Below are 24,693 nucleotides of genomic sequence, written 5' to 3' on the forward strand. Positions count from 1 at the left end.
CAATCTGGTTTCATAAGCAAAAACAATATAATAATTATTTTCGTTTTAAATGTTCAATCAATTCCCGAAAACCCCCAAAATTACCATGCTTCACTATTGATTCTATTCTCATTTATTTGACGTATTTGCGCCGTTTGAGCTATTATATGATTCTGATACTCCAGGGGCATTATGACTAATTTTGCATTTGTAGCCTGAAACCCTTTAAATTGGTTAAATAAACGAACTCAGCAAATGTAATACATACAACTTTTTATGCAAAATACGCATTTTATGAGTTAAGAATTGTAAGCAAAATTTAGGCAAATTTGACAAAATACAGTTATTGTGATAAAGAAGGTGCGATCGGGGAAAAATGGGATTAAGATTTTTAACCGCAGATGTAGGCGGATTAACGCGGATTAACGCAGATAAGATCGAATTTTGCTTTTTAGACTAATGGATAAAATCAAGATATTGTTTGTTTGCAGCCAAAACAAGTGGCGGAGTTTAACGGCAGAGAAAATATGCCAGAAGGTTGGCGGCTGCTGCGCGCGATCGGCTGGAACGGAAAAAGGTGCCAGAATTAGAGTAACTGAAGGTTTGATTGGTTGGGCTGATGTCATATTTGTGATGGAAAAGAAGCATAGCGATCGACTTGGCAGCAAATTTCCCGACAGTCTTAAAGGCAAGAAGGTTATTTGCCTGCAAATCCCCGATAATTACAGATATATGGAACCGGAGTTAGTCGAGATTTTGCAGGCGAAACTGAGTCCGTATCTGGAAATGTCCGATAATCAGACGAATTTTATGCAGCGCGTTCTTGAACCGGAGGTTATGGATACTTGGGAAGAAGCTGTCGAGTATGACTCGATGGATTTTACTGAGGTGAATGCTGCTTTTGCTAAAAGTGCGAGATCCCTCGGGCCGATGTGTGGGAAAATCTTAGATGCTGGGACTGGTACGGCGAGAATCCCGATCGCCATTGCTCAAATGCGTCCGGACTGGGAGCTGACTTGCATTGATTTGTCGGCAAATATGCTGAAATTAGCAGCGGAGAATGTCGAAAAGGCCGGAGTTCAGCAGCAAATTAAGCTGGAATTAATTGATGCTAAAGCTATGCCTTATCCTGAGAGTTGTTTTGACATGGTGATTTCTAACAGCATTATCCACCATTTGCCCGACCCGCTGCCGTTTTTGCAGGAAGTCAAGCGAGTCTTAAAACCGAACGGAGCAATATTTTTGCGGGATTTACTCCGGCCTGTGGATGAGACTATGAGGGATAATTTAGTTCAGATGTATGCGGGAGATTGCAACTCGCATCAGAAACAATTGTTCGGCGATTCGCTGCAAGCGGCTTTTACGCTGGATGAAGTTGAGACGATGCTGGAAACTGCCCGATTGCAGGGGTTGAGAATTTATGAATCTTCGGACAGGCACTGGACGGCAGAGCGCGCTTGGATGTAAAGTGTGGATTGTGCGAGCGGACTCAGTGTTTACTATTCTCTCCACAATTATCTCATATCCCATCAAAGTTGTTCGTAGTGAGGACTTTAGTCCTCAAATTTTGATGAGGACTAAAGTCCTTACTACAAACCAATTTTTGCTGCTTATCTACTCAATCTAACTTGGCAAATTTTGATGAGGACTAAAGTCCTTACTACGAACCAATTTTTGTTGCCGATCTACTTAATCTAACTTTATAGTACCGAGGATTGCTCGATCACGCCCTGCGTCTTTAGCTTGATAAAGCGAACGGTCTGCTGCTGCAATCAAATCTTTTTTTGAAATTTCCGAGCGCGGCACCGTAGTCGCCACTCCCAAACTCAGTGTAACACAAGCCGACACTGGCGATTTAATATTTTCAATTTCCAGTTTTTTCACCCAGACTCGAATTTGTTCTGCAATCGAGACAGCCATCTCTGGTGAAGTTCGAGGTAAAATTACCGCAAATTCTTCGCCTCCCCAGCGAGCTACCAGCCTTTCCTCTGAAACTTCGCCTGCTGAGTAATTTACAGCCTCAACAATAGTTTGGGCTACCTGTTGCAAACAAGCATCTCCCGCCTGATGTCCGTAAGTATCGTTGTATTTCTTAAAAAAGTCAATATCGCATAAAATCAAAGATAGTTCTGCTGTTTCTTCTCCCAATTCCTGCCATGTTTTCTCTAAGTATTGGTTAAAACAGCGGCGGTTTGCTACGTGAGTTAAGCCATCCGAGTTAGCAAGGCGATACAATTCGGAATTAGCTGTTTTTAGTTGAGAGTTAGCTGCTTCCAACTCAGATTGTGTCACAGATAAATTGTAGTAAAGTTCGCTAATATACCAAGTAGCTTGTTGGTGAATTTGAGATAAAGCTACCAATACTTGATGCACGTCCAAAAGTCGGTAAACTTGAGGTTCTAACTGCACGACTATCGGCTCGTAAAGCTGTTCCGGCGGCCGCTGCACTGCTCGCTGAGCTGCCATGACAATTAAGGCTACTCCTGGTAAAATTAAAATATCGGTTTGAGCTATTTGATACAAAGCCAAAATCGGTCTGCAAGCAAATATATCTACTCCGTAAGGGCGGCTCATGCGTTCCATAAATCGCCGGCGCGATATCATCCCTAAAAAATCGCCGTTGACGGTCAAGATAACTCCCGGAAGCAGCGGGTGAGCTTGAAATAACTTAGCTACGTCTTTAGCTAGGGATGAAGCTTCAATCTGAAAATTGAATAGAGCCAGCTCTTTAAGAGTAGACTCTAAAGTTAAATTTTCGGGTGGTTTTTCAGGCAAGTTATATGGCGCGATAAATTCCACAGACACAGCGCAGATCCGAATGAACAATACAGCAGCAACAAAGCCAGTGTCAGCTATTAACTTATATTAACATTTGTTTGTTAGGAATGGCTGTATTCTTTACTACACTGTTTATTTAAAGGGATAAGTTGCTGCGTTAGCTTCAGCCGTGCCTGCAGTGCATTGATTCATCCTCACTTAATTATAGATTTGTTGAATTATTACTCGGTTTTTTACTGTTGGCTGTTACTGTTGGTGTTTAATTCTGAAGATGTATGCGATTTGAATATGTTGTATGAAAGCTGCCAAATGCAGGAGTTCGATCGACCTAAACAATCTAAACTATTTCGGCGACGGCATTCAAATAACACTCACAGGCCGATCGTCCGAAACAAACCAGAAGCACTTGGTCGATCGAGCTATTGTTGGCGAGAAACTGCTTAACTTCAGACACAGCAATTTTGGCTGCCCGGTCTATGGGGAAACAAAACAGGCCCGTACTGATAGCCGGAAAAGCAATTGTGCGGATTTTGTACTGCTGGGCCAAAGTCAAACTGTTGCGGTAACATCGAGCTAACAGCTCATCCTCTCGACGAGTACCAATTTCCGAGACGGGGCCAATTTTCCAAACGGGGCCGACGGTGTGAATTACCCAGCGACAAGGAAGGCTGTAACCGCCAGTAATCTTAGCCTCACCAGTCGCACAGCCATTCAATTTTCTGCATTCTTCCAACAAACCGCGGCCGGCCGCCCGGTGAATGGCTCCGTCAACACCGCCGCCTCCCAAAAGAGTTTCGTTGGCTGCATTGACGATCGCATCCACCTCTTGCTTTGTAATATCGCCTTCAATAACTGTTATGCGTTCTAACATCGCAATTCAAAATTTTAAATCTCAAATCGAGCTTAACAAATTGGAACAGGGCTCGCAATGCAAACCCAACTCTCCCAATTCCCGACGGGCAAATTTATCTGCCGTTAGTACGGCCATCCTCTGCTGGTTTGTGAACGAGACTTTTTTTATGAACCGCAGAGGACGATATTGACGCAGAGGAAGAGAAGAAAAGAGAGAGAAGAGAGTAGCAGCTATGCTGACAGCAATTTCACAATTATCTCACCAACCCCAAGTTCCGATTCCTCCCTTAAACGGGCCGACAATATCTTTGGTAATCCAACCTCCGTAAAAATCCCCTGGTTGAGATTGCACTAATTCGCCGTCCACATAACAAGCATCCATCAGGCTCGGATAAAAAGCCACACAATCTTTAATCGGTGCAAAAACCCGATCGGGATTGGGATAAAACCAAGCAGCATTTACAACTTCCTTCGACCCTACCGTCACAGTGTAATAACCCGCTTGTCCCTTCCACTCGCACCACGAGCTCCGCGAAGTTTTTTGCAAATATTCCATTTGGATGTCTTCGGGGGAGATATAGTAGACAGGAGGGTGACTTGTCTCCAATACCCGCTGAGCGCGCCGCGTATCCGCGATCGTCACTTCATTAAAAACTATCTGTACGTGTTTGGTCGATTCCTCAAGGCGAGGGGGACGCGGGTAATCCCAAACAGACTCTTGACCCGGGCCGGGCTCGGGGCGATCGAAGTTCACTTGCACAATCTATCCTCGAAAAAAAAAATAATTAGCGACTTAGGATTACAATTTAATGTAACCTTAATATAGTCGCTGCTTGAGACACTCACCAGCTTTTGTCAACTCTCCGTCCTATGAGCATTCGCGGTATAGATGTTTCCGACTACCAGCCCAACGTCAATTGGCAAGCAGTTGCCAAGGGAGGCATTCTCTTCGCATTTGTCAAATCGACGGAAGGTGCAACATTAGTTTCCCGAACTTTCGCCGGCAATTGGGCGGGAATGAAAGCTGCGGGGATTCAACGCGGTGCTTACCACTTTTTTCGACCGGCAAGCAGCGTTCGAGGACAGATAGATTTGTTCCTGAAAACTGTCAAACTCGAAGCGGGGGATTTGCCGGCCGTCTTGGATTTGGAAACTACAGGCGGTTTAAGCGGGGACGAGTTGTGCGATCGCGCGACAATTTGGCTCGAAGCAGTCGAAAAAGCCACCTCGATGCGACCGATTATCTACACCTACCCCGGATTCTGGGACAAACTCGGGACACAGCGCTTGGCCGATTACCCGCTGTGGATTGCTCACTATACCAGTGCTGATGAGCCTTGGGTGCCCGGCGGCTGGAAGACTTGGACTTTTTGGCAGTACAGCGACACCGACAGCGTGTCCGGCGTCTCGGGCAATGTAGACGGCAATATTTTTGAAAGCGTCCGAGAAGGCGCCGTAAATTATAAAGTTGCAGACATCCAGAAGCAATTAAGAAGTAAAGGTTTCTATAAAGGCGCCATGGACGGTAAATTTGGAGCCACCACCACAGCGGCGCTCGTCTCGTTTCAAAAATCTCAAGGTATGAATGCAGACGGCATCGCAGGCCTGAAAACCTGGGCCGCTTTGATGAGAAAACCTCCAAAAGTAATTGTTCCCCCTCCAACTCCCACACCCGCTCCCACACCCGCTCCCACACCCGCTCCCGTATCAGCCGCGCGGCTGACTGAGCTATTCTCATCTTATCAAGCTAGCGCCAGCCAAGATACTGCCTTAATTTGGCTGCAAAGTCAAGTTTCTACCTCTGTTTTAGGGGAATTTGCTCAAAAGTGGCGGACAACCGCTGTACCTCAAGACACTAATTTGCGATTGATAGATGTCGGCAAATTTTATCGCGGTTTGGCAGAACAAGACCAAGCTTTAGATTGGCTGCAAAAACAAATTTCGCCCGCTGTGATTGCCGAGTTTGCGCAAAAGTGGCGCTCTCAATCTAATGCTACAAATTCTCCAATTCGGCTGATAGATGCCTGCAAGTTTTATCGGGCTGCACCAAACCAAAATCAGGCTTTGGATTGGTTGGAAAAACAAGTCTCGCCGGCAATTCTCTCGGAGTTTTTGCGCAGGTGGCGGAATGCCAAATGATTTGAGATTAATTCTAAAGATGAATTTGGTTGAAGTGTCCTGAAATTAGGTCAACCGCAAATTTTAGGCAGATGCAACCGACGATGCAACGCAGATGTATTTCAAGATAGTTTCTGAATGAGTGCAACAAGTCTCTTTGAGAATTAACTCCACATCAAATCTCCCCTTCTCCCCCTCTCCCCCTCTCCCCTTCTCCCCTTCTCCCCTTCTCCCCCTCGAACATAACAGACAATCTAGGCGCTACAGTTTACTCTCATCTTTGACGCTAAGAGAATTATCTGATAAAGTTATAGCCAATATCAAGGTTTTTTAATCTTATTAGCAAAAATCCAGGGCCGTGCCGAGCTTGTACCAGCGCCAAATATAGCGCCTGTACTCAAATCACCCGCGATCGCACTTTATAAATCTGAGCGGGCAGCCTGTAACAATTGTATCTATGGAAATCCCCTTTAACATCACCCTGTTGATGGTCATGACCGTCACCTGCGGTATCGGCGCTCAAGTTCTGGCCGCTTATCTGAAAGTTCCGGCGATCGTATTTTTGCTGCTGTTCGGCATTTTAGCAGGCCCGGATTGCTTGGGACTGTTGCACCCCAATCTGTTGGGCAGCGGTTTAGAAGTTATGGTCTCTCTTTCTGTAGCCTTAATTTTGTTTGAAGGCGGCTTGAATTTGGAATTGCGAGATTTAGGCAAAGTTTCCGGCAGCATCCGCAATTTAGTTACTTTCGGCACTTTAATTACGCTAATTGGCGGCGGAATGGCCGCACACTGGTTGGGAGAATTTCCCTGGCCGATCGCATTTCTGTATGCTTCTCTAGTAGTCGTCACAGGCCCGACAGTCATCGGCCCATTGCTCAAACAAGTATCCGTTGACAAAAAAGTCGCCGCCTTGTTAGAAGCCGAAGGCGTTTTAATCGATCCCGTCGGGGCAATTCTGGCAGTATTGGTACTGAATATTATCTTAAACGGCAATGCTGATTTATTGGTCTTGTTCCGAGACTTAATCGTGCGGCTGTTCGTCGGCGCAGTCGTCGGAGTTGCCGGAGGTTGGCTGCTGGGATTCATTCTCAAGCGATCGCAATTTCTCTCAGAAGACTTGAAAAACTTAGTAGTTTTAGCCGGTTTGTGGGGATTTTTCGGCTTAGCAGAAGAACTCCGCAGCGAATCCGGGCTGATGGCAACCGTCCTCTCCGGCATCGTTCTCAGAGCGGCAGCAGTACCGGAAGAAAGGCTGCTGAGGAGGTTTAAAGGTCAACTCACAGTCCTGGCCATTTCCGTGCTGTTCGTGCTGCTGGCGGCCGATTTATCCCTCGCTAGTGTAGTCGCCCTCGGTTGGGGAAGTTTGTGGACAGTTTTAGCTTTAATGTGGGTAGTGCGACCGATCGACGTGTGGCTTTGCACGTGGAACAGCGGGCTGAACTGGCGACAGAAATTGTTTGCTTGCTGGGTAGCGCCCAGGGGAATTGTCTCAGCGTCGATCGCATCTTTATTTGCAATTTTGCTCACCCAGCGCGGAATCAACGGCGGCGACTCAATTAAAGCCTTAGTTTTCCTGACAATTATTATGACAGTTTTCGTGCAAGGGCTGACGGCGGGATGGATAGCTCAACTTTTGGGTGTCACCTCAAAATCAGCAACAGGTGCTGCAATTGTCGGGTCAAATCCTTTGAGCAGATTAATTGCTCGCTTGTTTCAAGATCGCGGAGAATCTGTAGCAATTATCGACACCAACCCGGAAGCTTGCGAACAAGCAGAACGAGAGGGTTTGCGGGTGTTTTTGAGCAGTGCTCTCGACCACAGCGTTTTAGAAGAAGCCGGACTTGATTCGATGGGAACTTTTTTGGCAATGACCAACAACGGCGAGGTAAACTTAGTGTTAGCTCAGCGAGCGGCCGAGGAGTTTGCACCGCCGAGAGTTTTGGCAATATTCCCCAAAGATCCGCAAGCAAATACGCCTGCAAATCAGACTAAAATCAATCAAGCTTTTGTCTCCGATTTGTCGCTGAAGGATTGGAACGAATATTTGACCGACAGCGAAGTAAAATTGGGGGAAACCGAGTTAAAAAGCGAGGGATTGCAGTTTCAGATTGCTCACTTGCAAGCTTTGGTGCAAGCCGGGGAGTTGGCGCCGCTGCTGCTGGAAAGGCAGGGATACTTGCAAGTAGTGTCGGCGACCCAGATTTGGCAAGCGGGCGATCGCATTATTTATTTGCTGTACGATCCGACACCGAAATTGTTGAAAAGATTGTCGGGTTCATCGCAGTCTCGCTTAACTTTGGAAAAGCATCAGGTAGTTGAGGAAGTGCCAATGCCTTCTCCGGTTTTAGAACAGATTTTGGAAGAATCTAAAATCGAGAAGGAAGCAGAAGTTTTGGTACCACCTGTTTCGCGATAGGCATCAATCGGAATTATTTAACCGCAGAGAACGCAGAGAACGCAGAGGGAGACAAGAGAGAGATGAATAATTCCGATGAATAGCGAATTTGATATAAGTCCTGAAAAACTTACTCGGCCTCCCCAATCAGAGTAAATGCCGCCCAATTTCGCGGCTCTTGATGAGTTTTCATCGTGGTTAACATTGCTTGCCGCAATGCCTGTGCTTTGTCGGGATTATTTTGCAAGTTTTGATAAAATGCTTTCATCAATTCGGCGGTCGGCGCATCGGGAACCGCCCATAAAGAAACAATCACACTCGGTACTCCTGCTGAAATCAAAGCGCGCGACAAACCAATCACTCCATCCCCGGTAATTCTGCCTTCTCCAGTGTTGCAGGCACTCAAAACGACTAAATTTGCTTGCAGTTTCATATCGAAAATCTCTTCTGCAGTCAATAAACCATCATCACCGCCAGAGGGAGCCAGGGCGATCGCACTTCCCAATCCGCGCAGATCGTCGAGCAATCCGTGGGTTGCCAGGTGAATAATCGATGCTTGGGGCATTTTTTGGACGATCGCAGCTTTTGTACCTTGTGCGCCTGTGATGGGTTGAGTGTTGAGCAGAGGGGCGATCGCGATCGCTTCGGCTTCGGCTCCAGGTAGAGGAGACAATCGCTGTTTGGGTTCTCCCAGAGAGAGAGACACGCTCGGCATCGCGGGATTGCCCAAGACTAGAGCGTTACTGCTGTTGACTGGCTTCTGTGCTAACTTCTGTCGTTGTTGTCGAGTCAAATCCAAAACTTGAATCGAGGGGGCGGTAAGAATGGTGTGTTTTTCGATTAAGTAAGTGCCGTTAGCATCAAGCAGGGCCACAAAGGGCACCTGGAACAGGGAACCTTGGGGAATGAAAATGACGTGGGCATTAGGGTCTTTGGGTAGGAGGCTGGCAATAGGATCGATCAGCAGTTGATGTAGCGACGGTAAGTCGGGTTGGGGTTGGGTGGAGCCAAGACTGCTGCGGCTGCGGACGGCGAGGAATTCTTGATTGCCCACGATCAAGTTGGTTAGAGAGGCTTTGTGCTGCTGCCAGAGGGGTTTGAGGTCTACCTCGCGGAATGTGATTTCACCTGTTGGTTGAATCACCCAAATGTAAATCGCGGATTCTTGCGTTTCTTGTTTGCCCTGAATCTGGAAGTTGTCATAGATGATGGAATACTGCACCAAAGTGGCATTTTGTACTTTCGCGATTTGGCGAATTTGATCCTCGTTGGGAGCAGTGATGACCGAATTGGTATCACCAGAGGATAAGCGCTGTGTCAGTAGATCGACAAAGGCACGAGCGCGTCCCCGTTCGGAAATTTCTAAAGCGGCGATCGGGTTGTTCTGAGCCACTCGGACTCGTTGTAAAGTCCGATAAGTAGTAGCTTGTCCTTCAAAGATGGAGACTTTATTGGCATCGTTGGAGCCGAGCATTTGCCGCATCGATTCCCAAACTTGAATCCCCTGCACGAGCATTTTTTCAGCTTCTGTTGGGTTGCCAATCTTTAAGAACGCCACTCCGAGGTTGTTGAGCGCCAAACCCTCCCCCTGGCGGTATTTAATGGAGCGGGCGATGGCTAAAGTCTGCTGTGAATACTCAATGGCTTTGGTCGAGTTGCCCAGAGAGTGGTAAGCGACTCCCAAATTGTTCAGTGCATTAGCCTCCCCAAAACGGTCTTTAATGGAGCGGACGATCGCTAACTTCTGCTGTGCATACTCAATGCCTTTGGTATAGTTGCCCAGAGAGTGGTAAGCAAATCCCAGATTGCCCAGTGCTGTACTTTCCCCGTAGCGGTCTTTAATGGAGCGGGCGATGGCTAAACTTTGCTGTGCATACTCAATGGCTTTGGCATAGTTGCCCCCAGAGTGGTAAGCGACTCCCAAATTGCTCAGTGCATTAGCCTCCCCAAAGCGGTCTTTAATGGAGCGGGCGATGGCTAAACTCTGCTGTGAATACTCAATGGCTTTGGCCGAGTTGCCTAGATTGATGTAAGCACCTCCCAAAGTGACCTGTGCTGCACCTTCACTTTGGCGGTCTTTAATGGAGCGGGCGATGGCTAAACTCTGCTGTGCATACTCGATGGCTTTGGCATAGTTGCTCAGATAGAGGTAAGCACCTCCCAGATTGCCCAGTGCTGCACCCTCCCTCTTGCGGTCTTTAATGGAGCGGGCGATGGCTAAACTCTGCTGTGCATACTCGATGGCTTTGCCATAGTTCCCCAGAGAGTGGTAAGCGAGTCCCAAAGTGCCCAGTGCCAAACCTTCAGTTTGGCGGTCTTTAATGGAGCGGGCGATGGCTAAACTCTGCTGTGTATACTCGATGGCTTTGGCATAGTTCCCCAGAGAGCGGTAAACACCTCCCAAATTCCCCAGTGCCGTACCTTCCCCATTGCGGTCTTTAATGGAGCGGGCGATCGCTAACTGTTGCTGTAAATACTCAATGGCTTTGGCATAGTTGCCCAGATAGAAGTAAGCTGCTCCCAAATTGCCCAGTGCTGCACCTTCACTTTGGCGGTTTTTAATGGAGCGGGCGATCGCTAACTGTTGCTGTAAATACTCAATGGCTTTGGCCGAGTTGCCTAGATTGATGTAAGCACCTCCCAAATTGCCCAGTGCTGCCCCTTCACTTTGGCGGTCTTTAATGGAGCGGGTGATGGCTAAACTTTGCTGTGCATACTCAATGGCTTTGGCATAGTTGCCCAGAGAGCCGTAAGCGAGTCCCACATTGGCCAGTGCCCTACCCTCCCCTAGGCGGTTTTTGAGAGCGCGATAAATTTCCAGTGCCTGTTGCCACGAATTCAGCCCTGCTTGAAATTGGCTAGTCTGATACTGTTGAAGCCCCTGCTGCAACAGCCGATCGGCCTCTGCTTCACGAGCATCGGTAGTTTGAGCGATCGCTGGGAAGAAAGAGTCAGGAGTAGTTAATAGGGGGATAGTGGCAAGCAGGAACAGGGAAATGGAAGCTAGGAAAACAGAAGTGAGCCTAGAGTGGGTTGATTTGAGTCGCTTAAATGGGGAATACAGCATAGGATTCTAGAGTTGGAATTTAGAGAATTAGCCCGATCGCTCTTTCTGCCGTCGTGCGATCGGCTCAATCTGCCACAGGCGATCGTCCTTCATAGAAGCTTACTCTGTCTCCCCGATCTCGCGGCAGGGATGGGGACTCTAATCTGAATTAGACAACAATTTTAGCGATCGCCCGATCGGCTTGAATCAAACCATATCCACTGGCAAAGTCAAATCCAACATCAAAACCGGGCGTGTTTGGATCGTCCATATCCAAAGCCGTTTGCGCTAGCACTCTATTAATGTCCGCAGGGCTTAAGTAGGGATTTTCTTGCAGCATCAAAGCCGCAACTGCCGCCGCATGAGGAACCGCTGCAGATGTACCTGCAAAATTGGGGAAACTATCAGCATCTTCCAGAATATCGTTGCCAAAGAACGTCGTATTGGTATTGTTGGGAGCGACGAAACTCGGCTGCGGGCGCAACTCAGGTTGAGATAGACGATCGCCCGTTTCATTAAACAACATAGGAGTACCCCCAGCCGAAGAAAAGTATTCCAATATAGCAGGATTTACACCGTATTCAGGGGTGAGCAAGTAAGAGGCGGCTCCGATTGCTGCAACTCCTCTGGCATTTGCATTTCCGTATGCTGTTGAACTATTGGTGTTGTAATTATTGATTTTGAAGGTAGCAGAAAAGCCCGCTACATACTTCATCAAACCGGGAGCAGCACCCGATTGCTTAGCAATAGTAAGATTGAATAAATCGGAGCCAAAGGAACCATCATTGCGAAATGTCAGATCCTCGATCGGATCTCCTCCCACATTTGATAGCGTACTGCGAGCCAATACTTTTTGTTTTGTACTGTCAACCAAGTAAATATCGAGGTCGTTAGTCGATCGACCCATCGGTGAGTCCCATTGGAATGAGATGGTGAAGGAATCACCTTTGTGTAGCGTGATGCTTTGATAGATATCGACTCCAATCCCCGGATCGAAGTCATGAAATTCTCCAACACCAGCCAAGAAACCAGCCGAGTTGAAAGCACTTTGATAGCTAGCGCGAGCTTTATTACCTGCCGAAGTAAAGTAGACAACTCCTTTTTTGACTACTTCTTCGATCGCTTGGGCAATGATGCCATCCTGGAACATCGGTTCAGATAGCAAACCCACATCATCTACAATGATTTGCGCTCCTTGTGCTGCCAGAGAGCGAATGCCATCAGCCACAACCCTTTGATTTGCTTTGAAGAATTCTAGAGCGCTGTTAAACTCACCTGCAGCTGCACCGGTATGAAATAACAAATCGGCTCCTGGAGCAATATCGTGAATAACTTGCAGCAAAGCTCTGCCTTCATCGGCAGGTGAAAAGTTATTGTTCGTATTTTCTGCTAACACCTTGACATTTGCAGGCAAGTCGCCACTTTTAATATCTGCGGCGGCTCCATCCAAACGGTTGAAACTATCAGATATAACCCCGATTTTAACGCCCGTGCCGTCTACTCTAAACTGCTCTCTAGCAATATCCGATCGCATTGCCCAATCTCCCTGCCCCACCACCGATCCTCCATCCCTCAAAGATAGGAAAGCTGAGTAGTCGATCGCGCTGGTACGGGTGTTTTTCACAATTGCCAGCAAGTCCCCAGTCTTAGTGCCAATCAATGTGCTGTCGCTATTGTCCCCCGTGCCTTGGTAAACGATTAATTCATCAAGGGTTAACCCTGGGCCCAAACCGAGTCGATCGCGCTCGCTAAGATTGAAGTCGGTCAGAATGTCAGTTCCTTGCTGCGGTTGCAGCACAAATATATCGCTTCCTGTCCCGCCAATTAAGACATCTTGCCCCGCATCGCCCCACAGCGTATCGTTGCCATCATTGCCCCAGACTGTATCGCTGTCGGCAGTACCCCGCAGAATGTCATCACCGCCGAATCCATCAATAAAATTGCCACCGAAGCCTAGATTGTTTGCGATATCTTTGACATAGTTCAATCCTGGCATCAGAGCGCTCAAATTGTTGGGGAGATCGATCGAACTTGTCATGTTGTTGCTGCCAAACAAATTGTTGCGATCGAGGAAAGCAGGCAAGTTGATATTTGCAAAATCATTGCTCATGGAAATTGCTCAAAATTACAAAGTTTATTCAGGAAAACTAAACACGAAATTGGACTTTGTTTCAAAGTAGAAAATCCCTAATCCCCTCTTATACCAAATCCGGGTATCGTATCCCCTTTATGACCGAGCTCGTAGGGTGCGGAGCCACGAACAACTTTCGCTTATGACCGAGATTAAACGAGCGACGCACTTTTGCGACTTATCAAAGGGGTGAGTAACCCGGATTTAGTATTATCAAAGGAGGCAATAAAAATGCCAAACTTTTTTAAGCGATATTTAGGGAGATGAATCCGATATCGTGTCCGGTCGTTCGACCGCAATAAAAAAGGTTTGTAGTGAGGACTGAAGTCCTCGGGAGAAGGACTAAAGTCCTTACTAAAAACTGTTTTTACCGTTGGCAATCGATCGGACACTATCTGAAGGATAAGTTTGAAAAAACGTTATGGTTGCTGTCGATTCATTTACTTTGAACTTATTTAATTAGCGCCCGAGATTCCTCAAGAAATCCCTTAAGTTGTCGTTGAGCCTGTCAGGTTGCTGCATTAGGTTATTATTCAGCGTGTCAGGTTTCTGCTGTTGGCACCGATCGTTGCTAATTGAACCAATGTTCCAACTGGAAGGTTCCATGCGTATTATGCTTTGATTTCTGCGATCGATTCTCGCGGTAAAAGTACCAGATTCAATGATGGTATTGCCGCGTTTTATCTCATAGGAAAATTCGTTGTTTCCAGGTTGGACTGCTAAATATCTATTCCTGTGTTGGATGTCAAAAGACACTTTAAATCCTTCCGAAACAGGGGCTGTGTCGTATTCGCGATCGGTATAAGGATAAGGGTTTTTGTCAATCCCTGGAGTGACATTTCGGATAATAACTCGCAACCCTGGAGCGGGTAGCGTAGTTTGGGAAATAAAGGCTGCTTTCCCTAAAATTGGCTCTTCGTAGGTACGGGAGTGAGTCTGCCAATTAGAGAAGTAGAACTGACCGACACACTTGCCTGAGTCTACTTGGTAAGTTTCACTGACTGATAAAGTAGTAATTGCACCGACATTGAATTCCTCAGATCGTTCAAATTGCAATCCGGTTTGCAAGGCTGGCGGTGGGGATTGCGCGTTGGTAATATGGGGCAGTATTGGCACGCTTAACAGCGAAATCCCCATGACTGTAAAAACAAATCTTGCTTTGTTTTGTGGTAGAATTGATGTTTGTGCTTTCATCGATGATACCTCACAAATATTTGCAATTATTGGCAAGTTTTAGCAAGCAGATAACTAATATCGTGTCCGGTCAATTACCATAACAAAAAAGGTTTGTAGTGTGGAATGCGAGTCCGCTGCATTTTGCGGACTCGCATTCCACACTACGAACTAATCTTATTGCGGTCGATCGCGCCTACACGATAGGATGCGATAATTTTTTGGCGTTGCCGATCGCTAATTCGATTTATTCTCAATCTCAGGCAAGGTGTTGTTTGCATCATGCGTACAAGCATCTCGAATTCAGGCTTTGATGTCGATAGATAAACTTCGCGTTACCGATCGATTTTCCACAGATAAAGTTCGTGCAGGGTATCCGCCACAGCCAAACTGTTTAAATTCAGGGAGTTTGAGCCAATTGCTGGCAGTCGGTTGGAGTCCAAAAAATTTAACCGAATTGCAATTCACAAAATCCGTCTCCTGTCAATAGATGAAATTCGTAAATTATTTGGTAAGCTTCAGAGGAAATATAGTTACGATCGGTAATTTTTGTAACAATTAATACTTTTATCGATAGAGCATGGAGCTGGAACAGGGACTTGAATGGGTCGATCGACTGGTGAAAAATCGCACGGGCAATCCTCTGACTGCTATGGAAATTGCGCTGCTCAGAGGTGCGTGGTTGGGACAAACCTACGAAGCGATCGCACAGACAACTAACTACTCTGCCAGCTACCTCAGCCGTACCTTTGCACCCCAGTTATGGCAACGTTTATCAACTGCCTTTGGCGAATCTGTAACGAAGAAAAGCTTTCGTGCTTGTGTAGAACGCCTTGCGGCCGGACAAATAATTGCCCAACAACAGGGACAAGACATAGAAAAACCAAAGGATGCTCCTGTTCTTGCTTGCCATCAAGCTAGCCTTGCCCAAACACCAGCCACTCTTTGTGATTGGGGAGAAGCGATCGATGTCTCCATTTTTCACGGACGCACTCAAGAATTAGACAGGCTAACCCAGTGGATAGTGCGCGATCGCTGTCGGTTAGTTGCCCTGTTAGGGATGGGTGGCATTGGCAAAACCGCACTGTCAGTAAAACTGGCCCAGCAGATTCAAGAACATTTTGAATTTGTTGTGTGGCGAACGCTGCGCAACGCGCCTCCCCTCGAAACCCTGCTGGCGGATTTGGTATCATTTCTGTCGCACCAGCAGGAGACGAAAGCCGACCCCGGCAAACTGCTGCAATGCTTGCGGCAGTCGCGCTGTCTGGTAATTCTCGATAACCTGGAAACCCTGCTGGATGCCAAACAAGTGGGACGATTCCGTCTCGGCTTTGAGGATTATGGCGAACTATTGAGATTGCTGGGCGAAGTGGGGCATCAAAGCTGTGCAATCCTCACCAGCCGGGAAAAACCGGTGGAAGTAGCGGCCCTGGAGGGAGTGGAACTGGCAGTACGATCGCGGAGGCTAGAAGGTTCCCCAGAAGCAGCACGGGCGATCGTGCAGGGCAAAGGCTTGGTGGGTTCGGCACAAGAGAAACAGCATCTCGGCGATCGCTACGGTAACAGTCCCCTTGCTCTCAAAATTGTAGCGACTTCAATTCAAGAGCTATTCGATGGCGAAATTAATACCTTCTTACAGGAAAATACGTTTATTTTTAACGGCATTCGGCGGTTGTTGGATTGGCAATTCGATCGGCTGTCTCCTTTAGAGCAAAGCATCATGTATTGGCTGGCGATTAACCGCGATCGGACAAGCATTGCTCAGTTGCAACAGGATATTGTGCCTGCGGTTTCCAAAAGTCGATTGCTAGAGGCACTGGAGGCGTTGAGTTTTAGATCGTCGATCGAAAAACAAGACAACCACTACACCCAACAACCCGTAGTGATGGAGTACGTCACAGAAAAAATCTTCGAGGCTGCGATCGCCGAAATTCTTCATCCCCCCTTGCAATTGCTGGCTACCCACGCGCTACTGAAAGCCACTGCCAAAGACTACATTCGCAACAGCCAAAGACGGGTGTTAATCGAACCGCTGGCAGATCGCTTAATGCCCCATTTTCCGAGCCAGACGGCAATGGTGCAGTACCTTCAGCAGTCGCTGCTGCAGTTGCGGCACCAGCAGGGGCATCCGGGCTATGCAGCGGGCAACCTAATCAATCTCCTGTGTCATTTGCAGGCAGATCTAACAGGAACCGATCTTTCAGGACTCGCGATCCGACAAGCCGATTTGCAAAATGTGCCTTTGCATCGCGTCAACCTCACGCAAGCGACGCTGAAAGACTCCACCTTTGCCGAACCCCTGAGCAGCCTGTTAGTTCTTGCTCTGAGCCCTGACGGTACGAAGGTTGCTGCTGTCGATCACTCTGGCACTTTGTATCTGTGGCAAGCTACCACTGGCAAACGGTTGCACACCATTGCTGCCCATTCCTGCTATGTCACTGGTTTGGGCTTTAGCCCCGATAGCACCATGCTGCTAACCGGAGGCTTCGATCGCACCGTTAAATGGTGGGATGCAGCCACGGGCAATTTCCTGAGACAGTGGGAGTTACCCAGCATCGTTTGGGGACTTGAATACCATCCTCATGGTGAAATGCTGGCGATCGCCCTGGAAAATGCCACCATCCAACTGGATGATGCCCGCACTGGAGATTGTCTCAAAATCTTAACGGGACACACTGCTCAGGTACGGGATGTCACCTTCAATGGGAATGGAACACTTTTGGCTAGCAGTAGTTATGACACAACTATCAAGCTTTGGGATGTCGCTACTGGAAATTGCCTCAACACACTAATAGGGCATAGTGGATTTGTTTGGAAAGCGAATTTTCATCCCGATGGTTCGCGACTTGCGAGCGCCAGTTTTGACGGCAGTGCCAAGCAGTGGAACGTGCAAACGGGAGAGTGTTTGCATACTCTGGCGCTACACACCGCTGCAGTCTGCTGGGCGCTCTACACGCCTGACGGAGCAACCATCATTACTGCCAGCCTCGACTCTACCATTCGTCTCTGGAATGCCGCTACCGGGCAATGCCTGAAAACCTTGCAGGGACATGAGGGCGGGATTTTTTCTGTTGCCATCAGTGCTAACGGTCAACAACTCTTTAGCGGTGGGGATGAATTTGCTGTCAGAGTTTGGAATCTGACAGCGGTCGAATGCGCGAGGACTTGGCAGGGAAGCAATCAGGCTTTTCGTTCGATCGCGTTCCACCCGCAAGCCGAGCGTTTGATTAGTGTGGGATTGGATCGTCAGATTTGCCTGTGGGATGCAGCTAAAGGTACTTATATCGGTTTGTTGGGCAGCAGCCACAAAGGTCAGCCTTGGAATGTGCGCTTTCACCCGCAAGGCACGGTTTTTGTAACTTGCTCGACGGGAGGTGAAGTTCGATACTGGGATGGCTCAACGGGAAAGTTGTTGGGGGCGATCGCAGCCCACAATACTTGGACGCACGGGTTGAGCATTAATGCTAACGGACAATTGGTAGGGACGGGTAGCTCGGATCGCACAATCAAGCTTTGGAACTTTCGCGGAGAGTGCGTGCAGGCGATCGAGGCGATCGCTCCTGTTCATTCCCTGGACTTCCATCCCCGATCGAATGTGCTGGCGAGCGGTCACAACGATGGCTGCATCCGCTGGTGGGACATCGATACTGGAAATTGTCTCATGACAAGGGAAGCCCATATCGGACGCATTTGGGCCGTGGCGTTTCATCCTCAAGGGCATCTGTTGTCTAGTTGCGGTGACGATCGAACCATTCGGTTGTGGGATTCCGAATCCGGGGAGTGTTTGCGAACTTTGCAAGGTCATCAGGGGCAGGTTGAATCTATGGTGTTTGATGCCAAAGGACATCGATTGATAAGTGGCAGTAGCGATCGCACCATCCGCATTTGGGATGTATTAACTGGAAATTGTTTGAAGGTTTTGGAAGGGCATACAAATTTTGTCACTTGTGTTGCTTTGAGTTCTCCGTGCAAAACAGAGGGCGGTATCCAGCAGCAAATGCTGGCAAGTTGCAGCTTAGATGAAACTATCCGTCTTTGGGATGTAGAATCGGGGAATTGCTTGCAAGTTCTGCGACCTCAACGCCTCTACGAAGGTATGAATATCACTGGAGTGACTGGATTAACGGAAGCTCAAAAGGCAACATTAAAGGCATTAGGAGCGATCTCTTAAGTAGGTAGGCGTAAATAAACCCGCTTATTCAGCAAGCCCTACTTATGTATTTTTCCACTTATCTATAAAAACAGTTTGTAGTGAGGATTTTAGTCCTCAACCAAGAAGGACTGAAGTCCTTACTACAAACCTTTCTTATCGCGGTCACTCGATCGGACACTATATTATATCTATCCTGTCAACCCATTTCGATTAGCTGTTGTCGTCAAAATGTACTCAACTTGAGCTGGTGTTAAAGTCGGATTAGCATTCAACACTAAAGCCGCTACACCAGCTACTTGTGGCGCTGCCATAGACGTGCCACTTCCAACTTTATAGTCGTCATCAGGAAAGGTAGAAAAAATCTCTACTCCCGGAGCAACTAAGTAATCTAAAGGTCTCGAACCCGCACGGTTAGAGTCGTCAGCCATTGTGCCTGTTACATCAATGCTGCCCACGGCAATTCCCAAGCGATCGGCATTACGAGCTGGATAAGCTGGTTGGATATCACCCGCGTTTCCGGCTGCCATAACCACAACAGAGCCTTTATTATTTGCATACTGAATTGCGTTATTTACTACGTTGGAAGGGACAAACTCATTTCCCAAGCTGAGGTTAATTACATTTGCTCCATTATCAGCAGCATAGCGGATTCCAGCAGCAATATTACTCACCGAGCCGCTACCAGAGGCTGGCAACACTCTGACAGGCATAATCTTAGCATTGGGCGCAACTCCTGTGATGCCAAAATTATTTCGTTCCGCCGCGATCGAACCTGCTACGTGAGTGCCGTGACCGTCTAAATCATCATCCATTGGGTCGTTGTCGTTAACCACAAAATCCCAACCTCGAATATCATCAATAAATCCGTTGCGATCGTCATCTATGCCATTTCCGGCAATTTCACCAGGGTTCCGCCAAATATTGCCATCCAAGTCAGGATGGGTGTAGTCAACACCACTATCCACGACAGCTACAACAATGCCATTTCCTGTAATGTTTTGATTCCAAACTTCCGGTGCATTTATGAGATATAGCGCCCAATTAGTCCTGCCCCGATCGGGAATAGCAGGGAAAAGACTTGAGCGGTTCAAGGTGTGAGAAACTGCTGCATTTGCATTCACCAAACCGTAGCCGTAGTTAGTATTATAAACACCGTTAGGTGTCGTAATATCTGGCACTACAGGAACAGCGGTTGCAGAAAGATTTAGGTTGTAATTGGTAGAGTCTGAGTAGCTAGAGACTCGGACATAGTAGGTTCCAGGAGCCAAATTGGGTACATTAATCGCATCGGGGACTGCGCCAAAATTAGCAGAGAAGTCAACATATTCATCCAAATCAACTACACCGTTGCGGTTTCTATCTTGAATTAGCTCTACGTCAGCATCCGCGCTCAAACCGTCGAGACGCAGGTTAAAATTGCTCTTAGTGTTGATATCGAATCGGTAGAAATCATCGGCATCGCCTATGCCCACAAAATCAGTTAAGTTGATGCTACCGTTCTGAACGCCAACAACATTACGAGCTGTCGCAATAGAGTTACCCAGATCGGAGAAATTCAATTGAGAAGCAGAAATAGTTCCGGTTAGCGGATCTGCGTTTGCATTCGCCGATTGTGACTGCGGTTTGAGTTGAGAATCGGCGACATCGCCAGTAACTCGATCGCCCGCAGAGACACTGAGGCCCTCGCCTGCATCACCTACAATAAAATCTGCGATCTGTGTCTGTTGGTCGATGCTGGATACTACGGGATTAGTCAAGCTAGATTCAGCACTATAACCAGAAGCATTCAATGGACCGATCGATCCGTTGAGCAAGTCGCTGTTAGCCGGAAATGTTGATTGGGCGAGATCGTTTGGCTGTTGATTGAAATAAAGGCGATCGTTAGGATTGGTTGTGATGTCTAACATAAGTTAAAAACCCAGATATAAGGAACGTGTCGCAATGTCTTGAGAGCGATCGCTCTCAAGACATTGCTGTCAATTCGAGTGGAATGCAAATTAGAACAATCGGAACTACCGCTAGAGCAGACAAAAAATGAAGTTTTCAGGAGCCATTTATGAGGAATTTATTCTTCGTTACGAAGCTGTAAAAAGTGATTAAAATCCCTGAACCGAGATAATACTACCTTGAATATCTGCGACTCTTACATTTTCCACAAAGCCTACTATGTCGCCGGAATTTCTAACTTTAATTAGGGTTCCTTGACTCTGCACAAATCGACTATCTAATGCACCTGGAGGGGCAAAATCTTTTAAAACTTCTGGTACATCGAAGTCCAATAAAATTGCTACGTTTGTCACGTATTGCAAGTCTACATCGCTAGCAGTCAAACCGCCTGCCAATCCAATTCGATCGAGACCAACTCTGAAAGGTCCAATAGCATCGGCATTATTGACATCCGTAACTCCAGGTTCTGCTTGGAGGACGTACAAGTTACTGCCCCCGATTTTGATGGAAGTATTACTATTATCGAAACTTCCTAAAATGTCTCGACCCAAACCTCCCACCAGAGTGTCGTTTCCGTCACCACTGAATAACACATCATTGCCTCTACCACCAAATAGAATATCGTTTCCTGCACTACCACTCAGAACATCTGCATCTTGACCGCCACTGAGAGAGTCATTTCCCTCTCCTCCAGCCAGGAAGTCTTTACCTTTTCCTCCTAATAAAAAATCGTTGCCTAAATTGTCGCGGAGCAGATCTTCTCCTTCATTGCCATAAACCAAATCATTAGCTGTTGAGCCATTGACTGTATCGTTACCTGCAAGCATCCAAACTCCCACAGGAAAATTAGTTGCATCTGCGATCGACAAAGTAACAAATTCGGATGTATTGTCGCCAATTAAGCGTCGAACTTCTGACGGATCGGGTTGTAAAGCCATAAAAAAATCCTCTTAACACTTGACTTAAATCTTAAGCAACCCAGATGGAAAAATCATTCGTTCTACCCACAGAGTTGATGAAGTATGAGGTGCAAAATAGATTGCGGGAAAGTGCAAAGTAGGTGAATATGTAGAGTAGACTGAACAAGGACGATCGATTTGCCTGTGGCAAATCGATCGTCCTTGTGTGGCTTACATCTCACGTCTAAAGACGCTGACCTTTCCGCTTTCTGTTTACTTTGCTTTGTTGTAAGGGCGCTGCATGGGGAAGTCATTCAACCTGTAAGGGCGTCGCATTGGGAAGTCATTCCACCTGTAAGGGGGCTGGATTGGGAAGTCATTCCACCTGTAAGGGCGCTGCATTGGGAAGTCATTCCGGTTGTAAGGAGGCTGCATTGGGAAGTCATTGAACCTGTAAGGAGGCTGCGTTTGACACATATCATTATCAATGGCGCGAATAATGTTCCCACTGAGATTATCGTTGCGTGTTATGCTTTGAGTTCTGCGGTCAATTCTGGCGGTAAAAGTACCAGATTCAATGATGGTATTACCGCGTCTTATTTCATATGAGAAGTCATTATTGCCAGGTTTTACAGCTAAATAACTACCCCTGTGTTCGATATCAAAATACACTTTAAACCCTTCGGAAATTCGAGATTTATCGTATTCGCGATCGGTATAAGGATAAGGGTTTTTGTCAATACCAGAGGTGACATTTCGGATAATAACGCGCAAACCTGGAGCGGGTAGCGTAGTGTGTGAAATGAAGGCTGCTTTCCCGAAGACTTGCTGTTCGTAGGTACGACTGCCAGTCTCCGAATTAGGGACGTAGAACTGACCAATACACTTGCCTGAGTTTACTGAGTAAGTTGTGGTAACTAATAAAGTAGTAATCGCACCGACATTGAATTCTTCAGATTCTTGAAATTGCAATCCGGTTTGAAGGGCAGGCAATTGGGATTGGGCATTGGTAATATTAGACAGTATTGGCACGCTTAAGAGTGAAATTCCAATGACTGTAGAAAAAGATTTTGCTTTGTTTATTAGGATAGATTTTTGTGGTTTCATTAGTTTTGCCTCACAAAGATATGCAACGAACAGCAACTTTTAGCAAGCAGATAACTAATTTGATAAGTTCTGGGTGTTGCTGATTTATAATTCGAGTTCTTCTCGATCTAAATCTTAGGCAAACCAGATGGAAAATTCATTCGTTCTACCCGCAGATGTCATGAAGAGATGGGTGCAATGTTGATTGCGGGAAAGTGCAACGGATCGGGACTTATCCACGTAATATGTAGGATGCGGAGTGCCAGCCCTGTCAAGGTGTGAGGTGTGAGGTGTGAGGTGTGAGGTGAGGTGTAGTGTTTGAGGCTCTTTTTCACCACCTTGACAGGGCTGCTCCGATTACTCTGCCTCCCCAATTAAAGTAAATGCCGCCCAATTTCGCGGCTCTTGATGAGTTTTCATCGTGCTTAACATTGCTTGCCGCAATGCCTGGGCTTTATCGGGATTGTGTTGCAAGTTTTGGTAAAATTCCTTCATCAATTCGGATGTCGGCGCATCGGGAACAGACCATAAAGAAACAATCACACTCGGCACTCCCGCCGAAATCAAAGCGCGCGATAAGCCTGTCACCCCATCCCCAGTAATTTTGCCTTCTCCAGTATTGCAGGCACTCAGTACGACTAAGTTTGCTTGGAGTTTCATATCTAGAATTTCTGCTGCGGTTAGCCAACCGTTGTCGGTGCCAGAGGGAGCTAGCGCGATCGCACTTCCCAATCCCCAGGAATCATCCAGCAATCCATGTGTTGCCAGATGAATAATCGATGCCTGGGACATTTTTTGAACGATCGCAGCTTTTGTCCCTTGTGCACCGATGATGGGTTGAGTGTTCAGCAGACGGGCGATCGATCTGGCTTCCGTTTCGGCTCCGGGGAGTCGCGGTAAGACTTGTTGAGGCGCTCCGGGATAGGAAGGCACATTCGGCATCGTGGGATTGCCCAATACTAGAGCCCTGCCACTGTGAGATTGCTTCTGTGCTAATTTCTGTCGTTGTTGCCTGGTTAATGCCAAAACTTGAATCGAGGGGGCAGTGAGAATGGTGTGTTTTTCGATTAAGTAAGTGCCGTTGGCATCTTGCAGGGCCCCGAAGGGCGCTTGGAACAGGGAACCTTGAGGAATGAAAATGACATGGGCATTAGGATCTTTAGGTAGGAGGTTGGCAATGGGATCGATCAGCAGTTGATGCAGCGTCGGCAAGTCGATTTGGGGGTTGACGAAACCAGTGCTGCGACTGCGAACAGCCAGGAATTCTTGATTGCCCACGATCAAGTTGGCTAGGGAGCGGTTGTGCTTTTGCCAGAGGGGTTTGAGGTCTACCTCACGAAAGGTAATTTCGCCCGTGGGTTGAATCACCCAGATGTAGAGCGCGGATTCCCGTCCTACTTGTTTGCCCTGGATCTCGAAAGTATCGTAGATGATGGAATACTGCACCAAAGTCGCGTTCTGTGCTTTGGCGATTTGGCGAATCTCGTCAGAGTTTGGAGAAGAGGCGATCGCCGGATTGCTAGAACCTGACGATAAGCGCTGTGTGAGTAGATCGACAAAGGCACGGGCACGTCCCCGTTCGGCAATTTCTAAGGCGGCGATCGGGTTCTTCTGAGCCACTCGGACTTGTTGTAAAGTGCGATAAGTGTAAGCTTGTCCTTCAAAGATGGAGACTTGATTCACATCGTTGGAGCCGAGCAGTTGACGCATTGATTCCCAAACTTGAATCCCATTGAGCAGCATTTTTTCAGCTTCTGTTGGGTTGCCAGCTTTCAAGAAGGCCAATCCAAGGTTGGTGAGCGCCCTACCTTCCCCCTCGCGGTTTTTAATGGAGCGGGCGATGGTTAAATATTGCTGTGAATACTCGATCGCTTTGGCATAGTCGCCTAGATAGAGGTAAGCACCTCCCAAATAGCCCAGTGCCGTACCTTCCCCCTCGGGGTTTTTAATGGAGCGGGCGATGGTTAAATATTGCTGTGAATACTCGATCGCTTTGGCATAGTCGCCAACAGAGCGGTAAGCGGCTCCCAAATAGCCCAGTGCCGTACCTTCCCCTAGACGGTTTTTAATGGAGCGGGCGATGGTTAAATATTGCTGTGAATACTCGATCGCTTTGGCATAGTCGCCTAGATAGAG

At 47.3% G+C, this 24,693-nt stretch carries 14 protein-coding genes; 4 read left to right on the forward strand and 10 right to left on the reverse strand.

The features are described from left to right. The first annotated feature begins 438 nt into the window (after nucleotides 1-438). On the forward strand, nucleotides 439-1,446 hold the full coding sequence (locus QUB63_RS30650; RefSeq protein WP_332949144.1) for a methyltransferase domain-containing protein: 1,008 nt from the start codon (nucleotides 439-441) through the stop codon (nucleotides 1,444-1,446). A gap of 222 nt (nucleotides 1,447-1,668) precedes the next feature. Here the strand turns inward: QUB63_RS30650 and QUB63_RS30655 are convergent, their stop codons facing one another. From QUB63_RS30655 to QUB63_RS30665, 3 genes are all read right to left on the reverse strand, one after another. Continuing rightward, complete coding sequence (locus tag QUB63_RS30655; RefSeq protein WP_332949145.1) at nucleotides 1,669-2,784, reverse strand: diguanylate cyclase domain-containing protein; 1,116 nt, start codon at nucleotides 2,782-2,784, stop codon at nucleotides 1,669-1,671. Nucleotides 2,785-3,094: 310 nt separating this feature from the next. Next, nucleotides 3,095-3,628: an O-acetyl-ADP-ribose deacetylase gene (locus tag QUB63_RS30660; RefSeq protein WP_332949146.1), complete on the reverse strand. Its 534-nt coding sequence runs from the start codon at nucleotides 3,626-3,628 to the stop codon at nucleotides 3,095-3,097. Between the two features lie 240 nt (nucleotides 3,629-3,868). Beyond that, nucleotides 3,869-4,363, reverse strand: a complete 495-nt coding sequence (locus QUB63_RS30665; protein ID WP_332949160.1) for a DUF427 domain-containing protein — start codon at nucleotides 4,361-4,363, stop codon at nucleotides 3,869-3,871. Between the two features lie 116 nt (nucleotides 4,364-4,479). Between QUB63_RS30665 and QUB63_RS30670 the strand changes: the two genes are divergently transcribed. Next, entirely contained in the window at nucleotides 4,480-5,748 is a 1,269-nt protein-coding gene (locus tag QUB63_RS30670) for a GH25 family lysozyme (protein WP_332949147.1), read from the forward strand. A gap of 436 nt (nucleotides 5,749-6,184) precedes the next feature. Further along, a complete protein-coding gene (locus QUB63_RS30675) occupies nucleotides 6,185-8,143 on the forward strand; it encodes a cation:proton antiporter (RefSeq protein WP_332949148.1) in 1,959 nt (652 codons plus the stop codon). A 109-nt stretch (nucleotides 8,144-8,252) separates the two neighbouring features. Here QUB63_RS30675 and QUB63_RS30680 read toward each other — a convergent pair whose 3' ends face one another. From QUB63_RS30680 to QUB63_RS30690, 3 genes are all read right to left on the reverse strand, one after another. Then, nucleotides 8,253-11,189: a CHAT domain-containing tetratricopeptide repeat protein gene (locus QUB63_RS30680; protein WP_332949149.1), complete on the reverse strand. Its 2,937-nt coding sequence runs from the start codon at nucleotides 11,187-11,189 to the stop codon at nucleotides 8,253-8,255. Between the two features lie 148 nt (nucleotides 11,190-11,337). Beyond that, nucleotides 11,338-13,278 (reverse strand): S8 family serine peptidase, encoded by a 1,941-nt coding sequence (locus QUB63_RS30685; protein WP_332949150.1) that lies wholly within the window; start codon nucleotides 13,276-13,278, stop codon nucleotides 11,338-11,340. Nucleotides 13,279-13,758: 480 nt separating this feature from the next. Next, nucleotides 13,759-14,493, reverse strand: a complete 735-nt coding sequence (locus QUB63_RS30690) for a hypothetical protein (protein WP_332949151.1) — start codon at nucleotides 14,491-14,493, stop codon at nucleotides 13,759-13,761. Between the two features lie 559 nt (nucleotides 14,494-15,052). Here QUB63_RS30690 and QUB63_RS30695 point away from each other — a divergent pair. Beyond that, the gene (locus QUB63_RS30695; RefSeq protein ID WP_332949152.1) at nucleotides 15,053-18,643 is read left to right on the forward strand and encodes an NB-ARC domain-containing protein; all 3,591 of its coding nucleotides are present in this window, start codon (nucleotides 15,053-15,055) and stop codon (nucleotides 18,641-18,643) included. A gap of 170 nt (nucleotides 18,644-18,813) precedes the next feature. On the opposite strand, the gene QUB63_RS30700 is transcribed toward QUB63_RS30695, so the two are convergent. The 4 genes from QUB63_RS30700 to QUB63_RS30715 all read right to left on the reverse strand — a co-directional run. Next, nucleotides 18,814-20,532: a S8 family serine peptidase gene (locus QUB63_RS30700; protein WP_332949153.1), complete on the reverse strand. Its 1,719-nt coding sequence runs from the start codon at nucleotides 20,530-20,532 to the stop codon at nucleotides 18,814-18,816. Between the two features lie 189 nt (nucleotides 20,533-20,721). Beyond that, entirely contained in the window at nucleotides 20,722-21,510 is a 789-nt protein-coding gene (locus QUB63_RS30705) for a calcium-binding protein (protein ID WP_332949154.1), read from the reverse strand. Nucleotides 21,511-21,744: 234 nt separating this feature from the next. Continuing rightward, on the reverse strand, nucleotides 21,745-22,578 hold the full coding sequence (locus QUB63_RS30710) for a hypothetical protein (protein ID WP_332949155.1): 834 nt from the start codon (nucleotides 22,576-22,578) through the stop codon (nucleotides 21,745-21,747). Between the two features lie 336 nt (nucleotides 22,579-22,914). Next, on the reverse strand, nucleotides 22,915-24,693 hold a 1,779-nt coding region (locus QUB63_RS30715), incomplete at its 5' end, for a CHAT domain-containing protein (protein ID WP_332949156.1).

Source organism: Microcoleus sp. ARI1-B5 (genome assembly GCF_036705795.1).
Taxonomy (GTDB): domain Bacteria; phylum Cyanobacteriota; class Cyanobacteriia; order Cyanobacteriales; family Microcoleaceae; genus Microcoleus.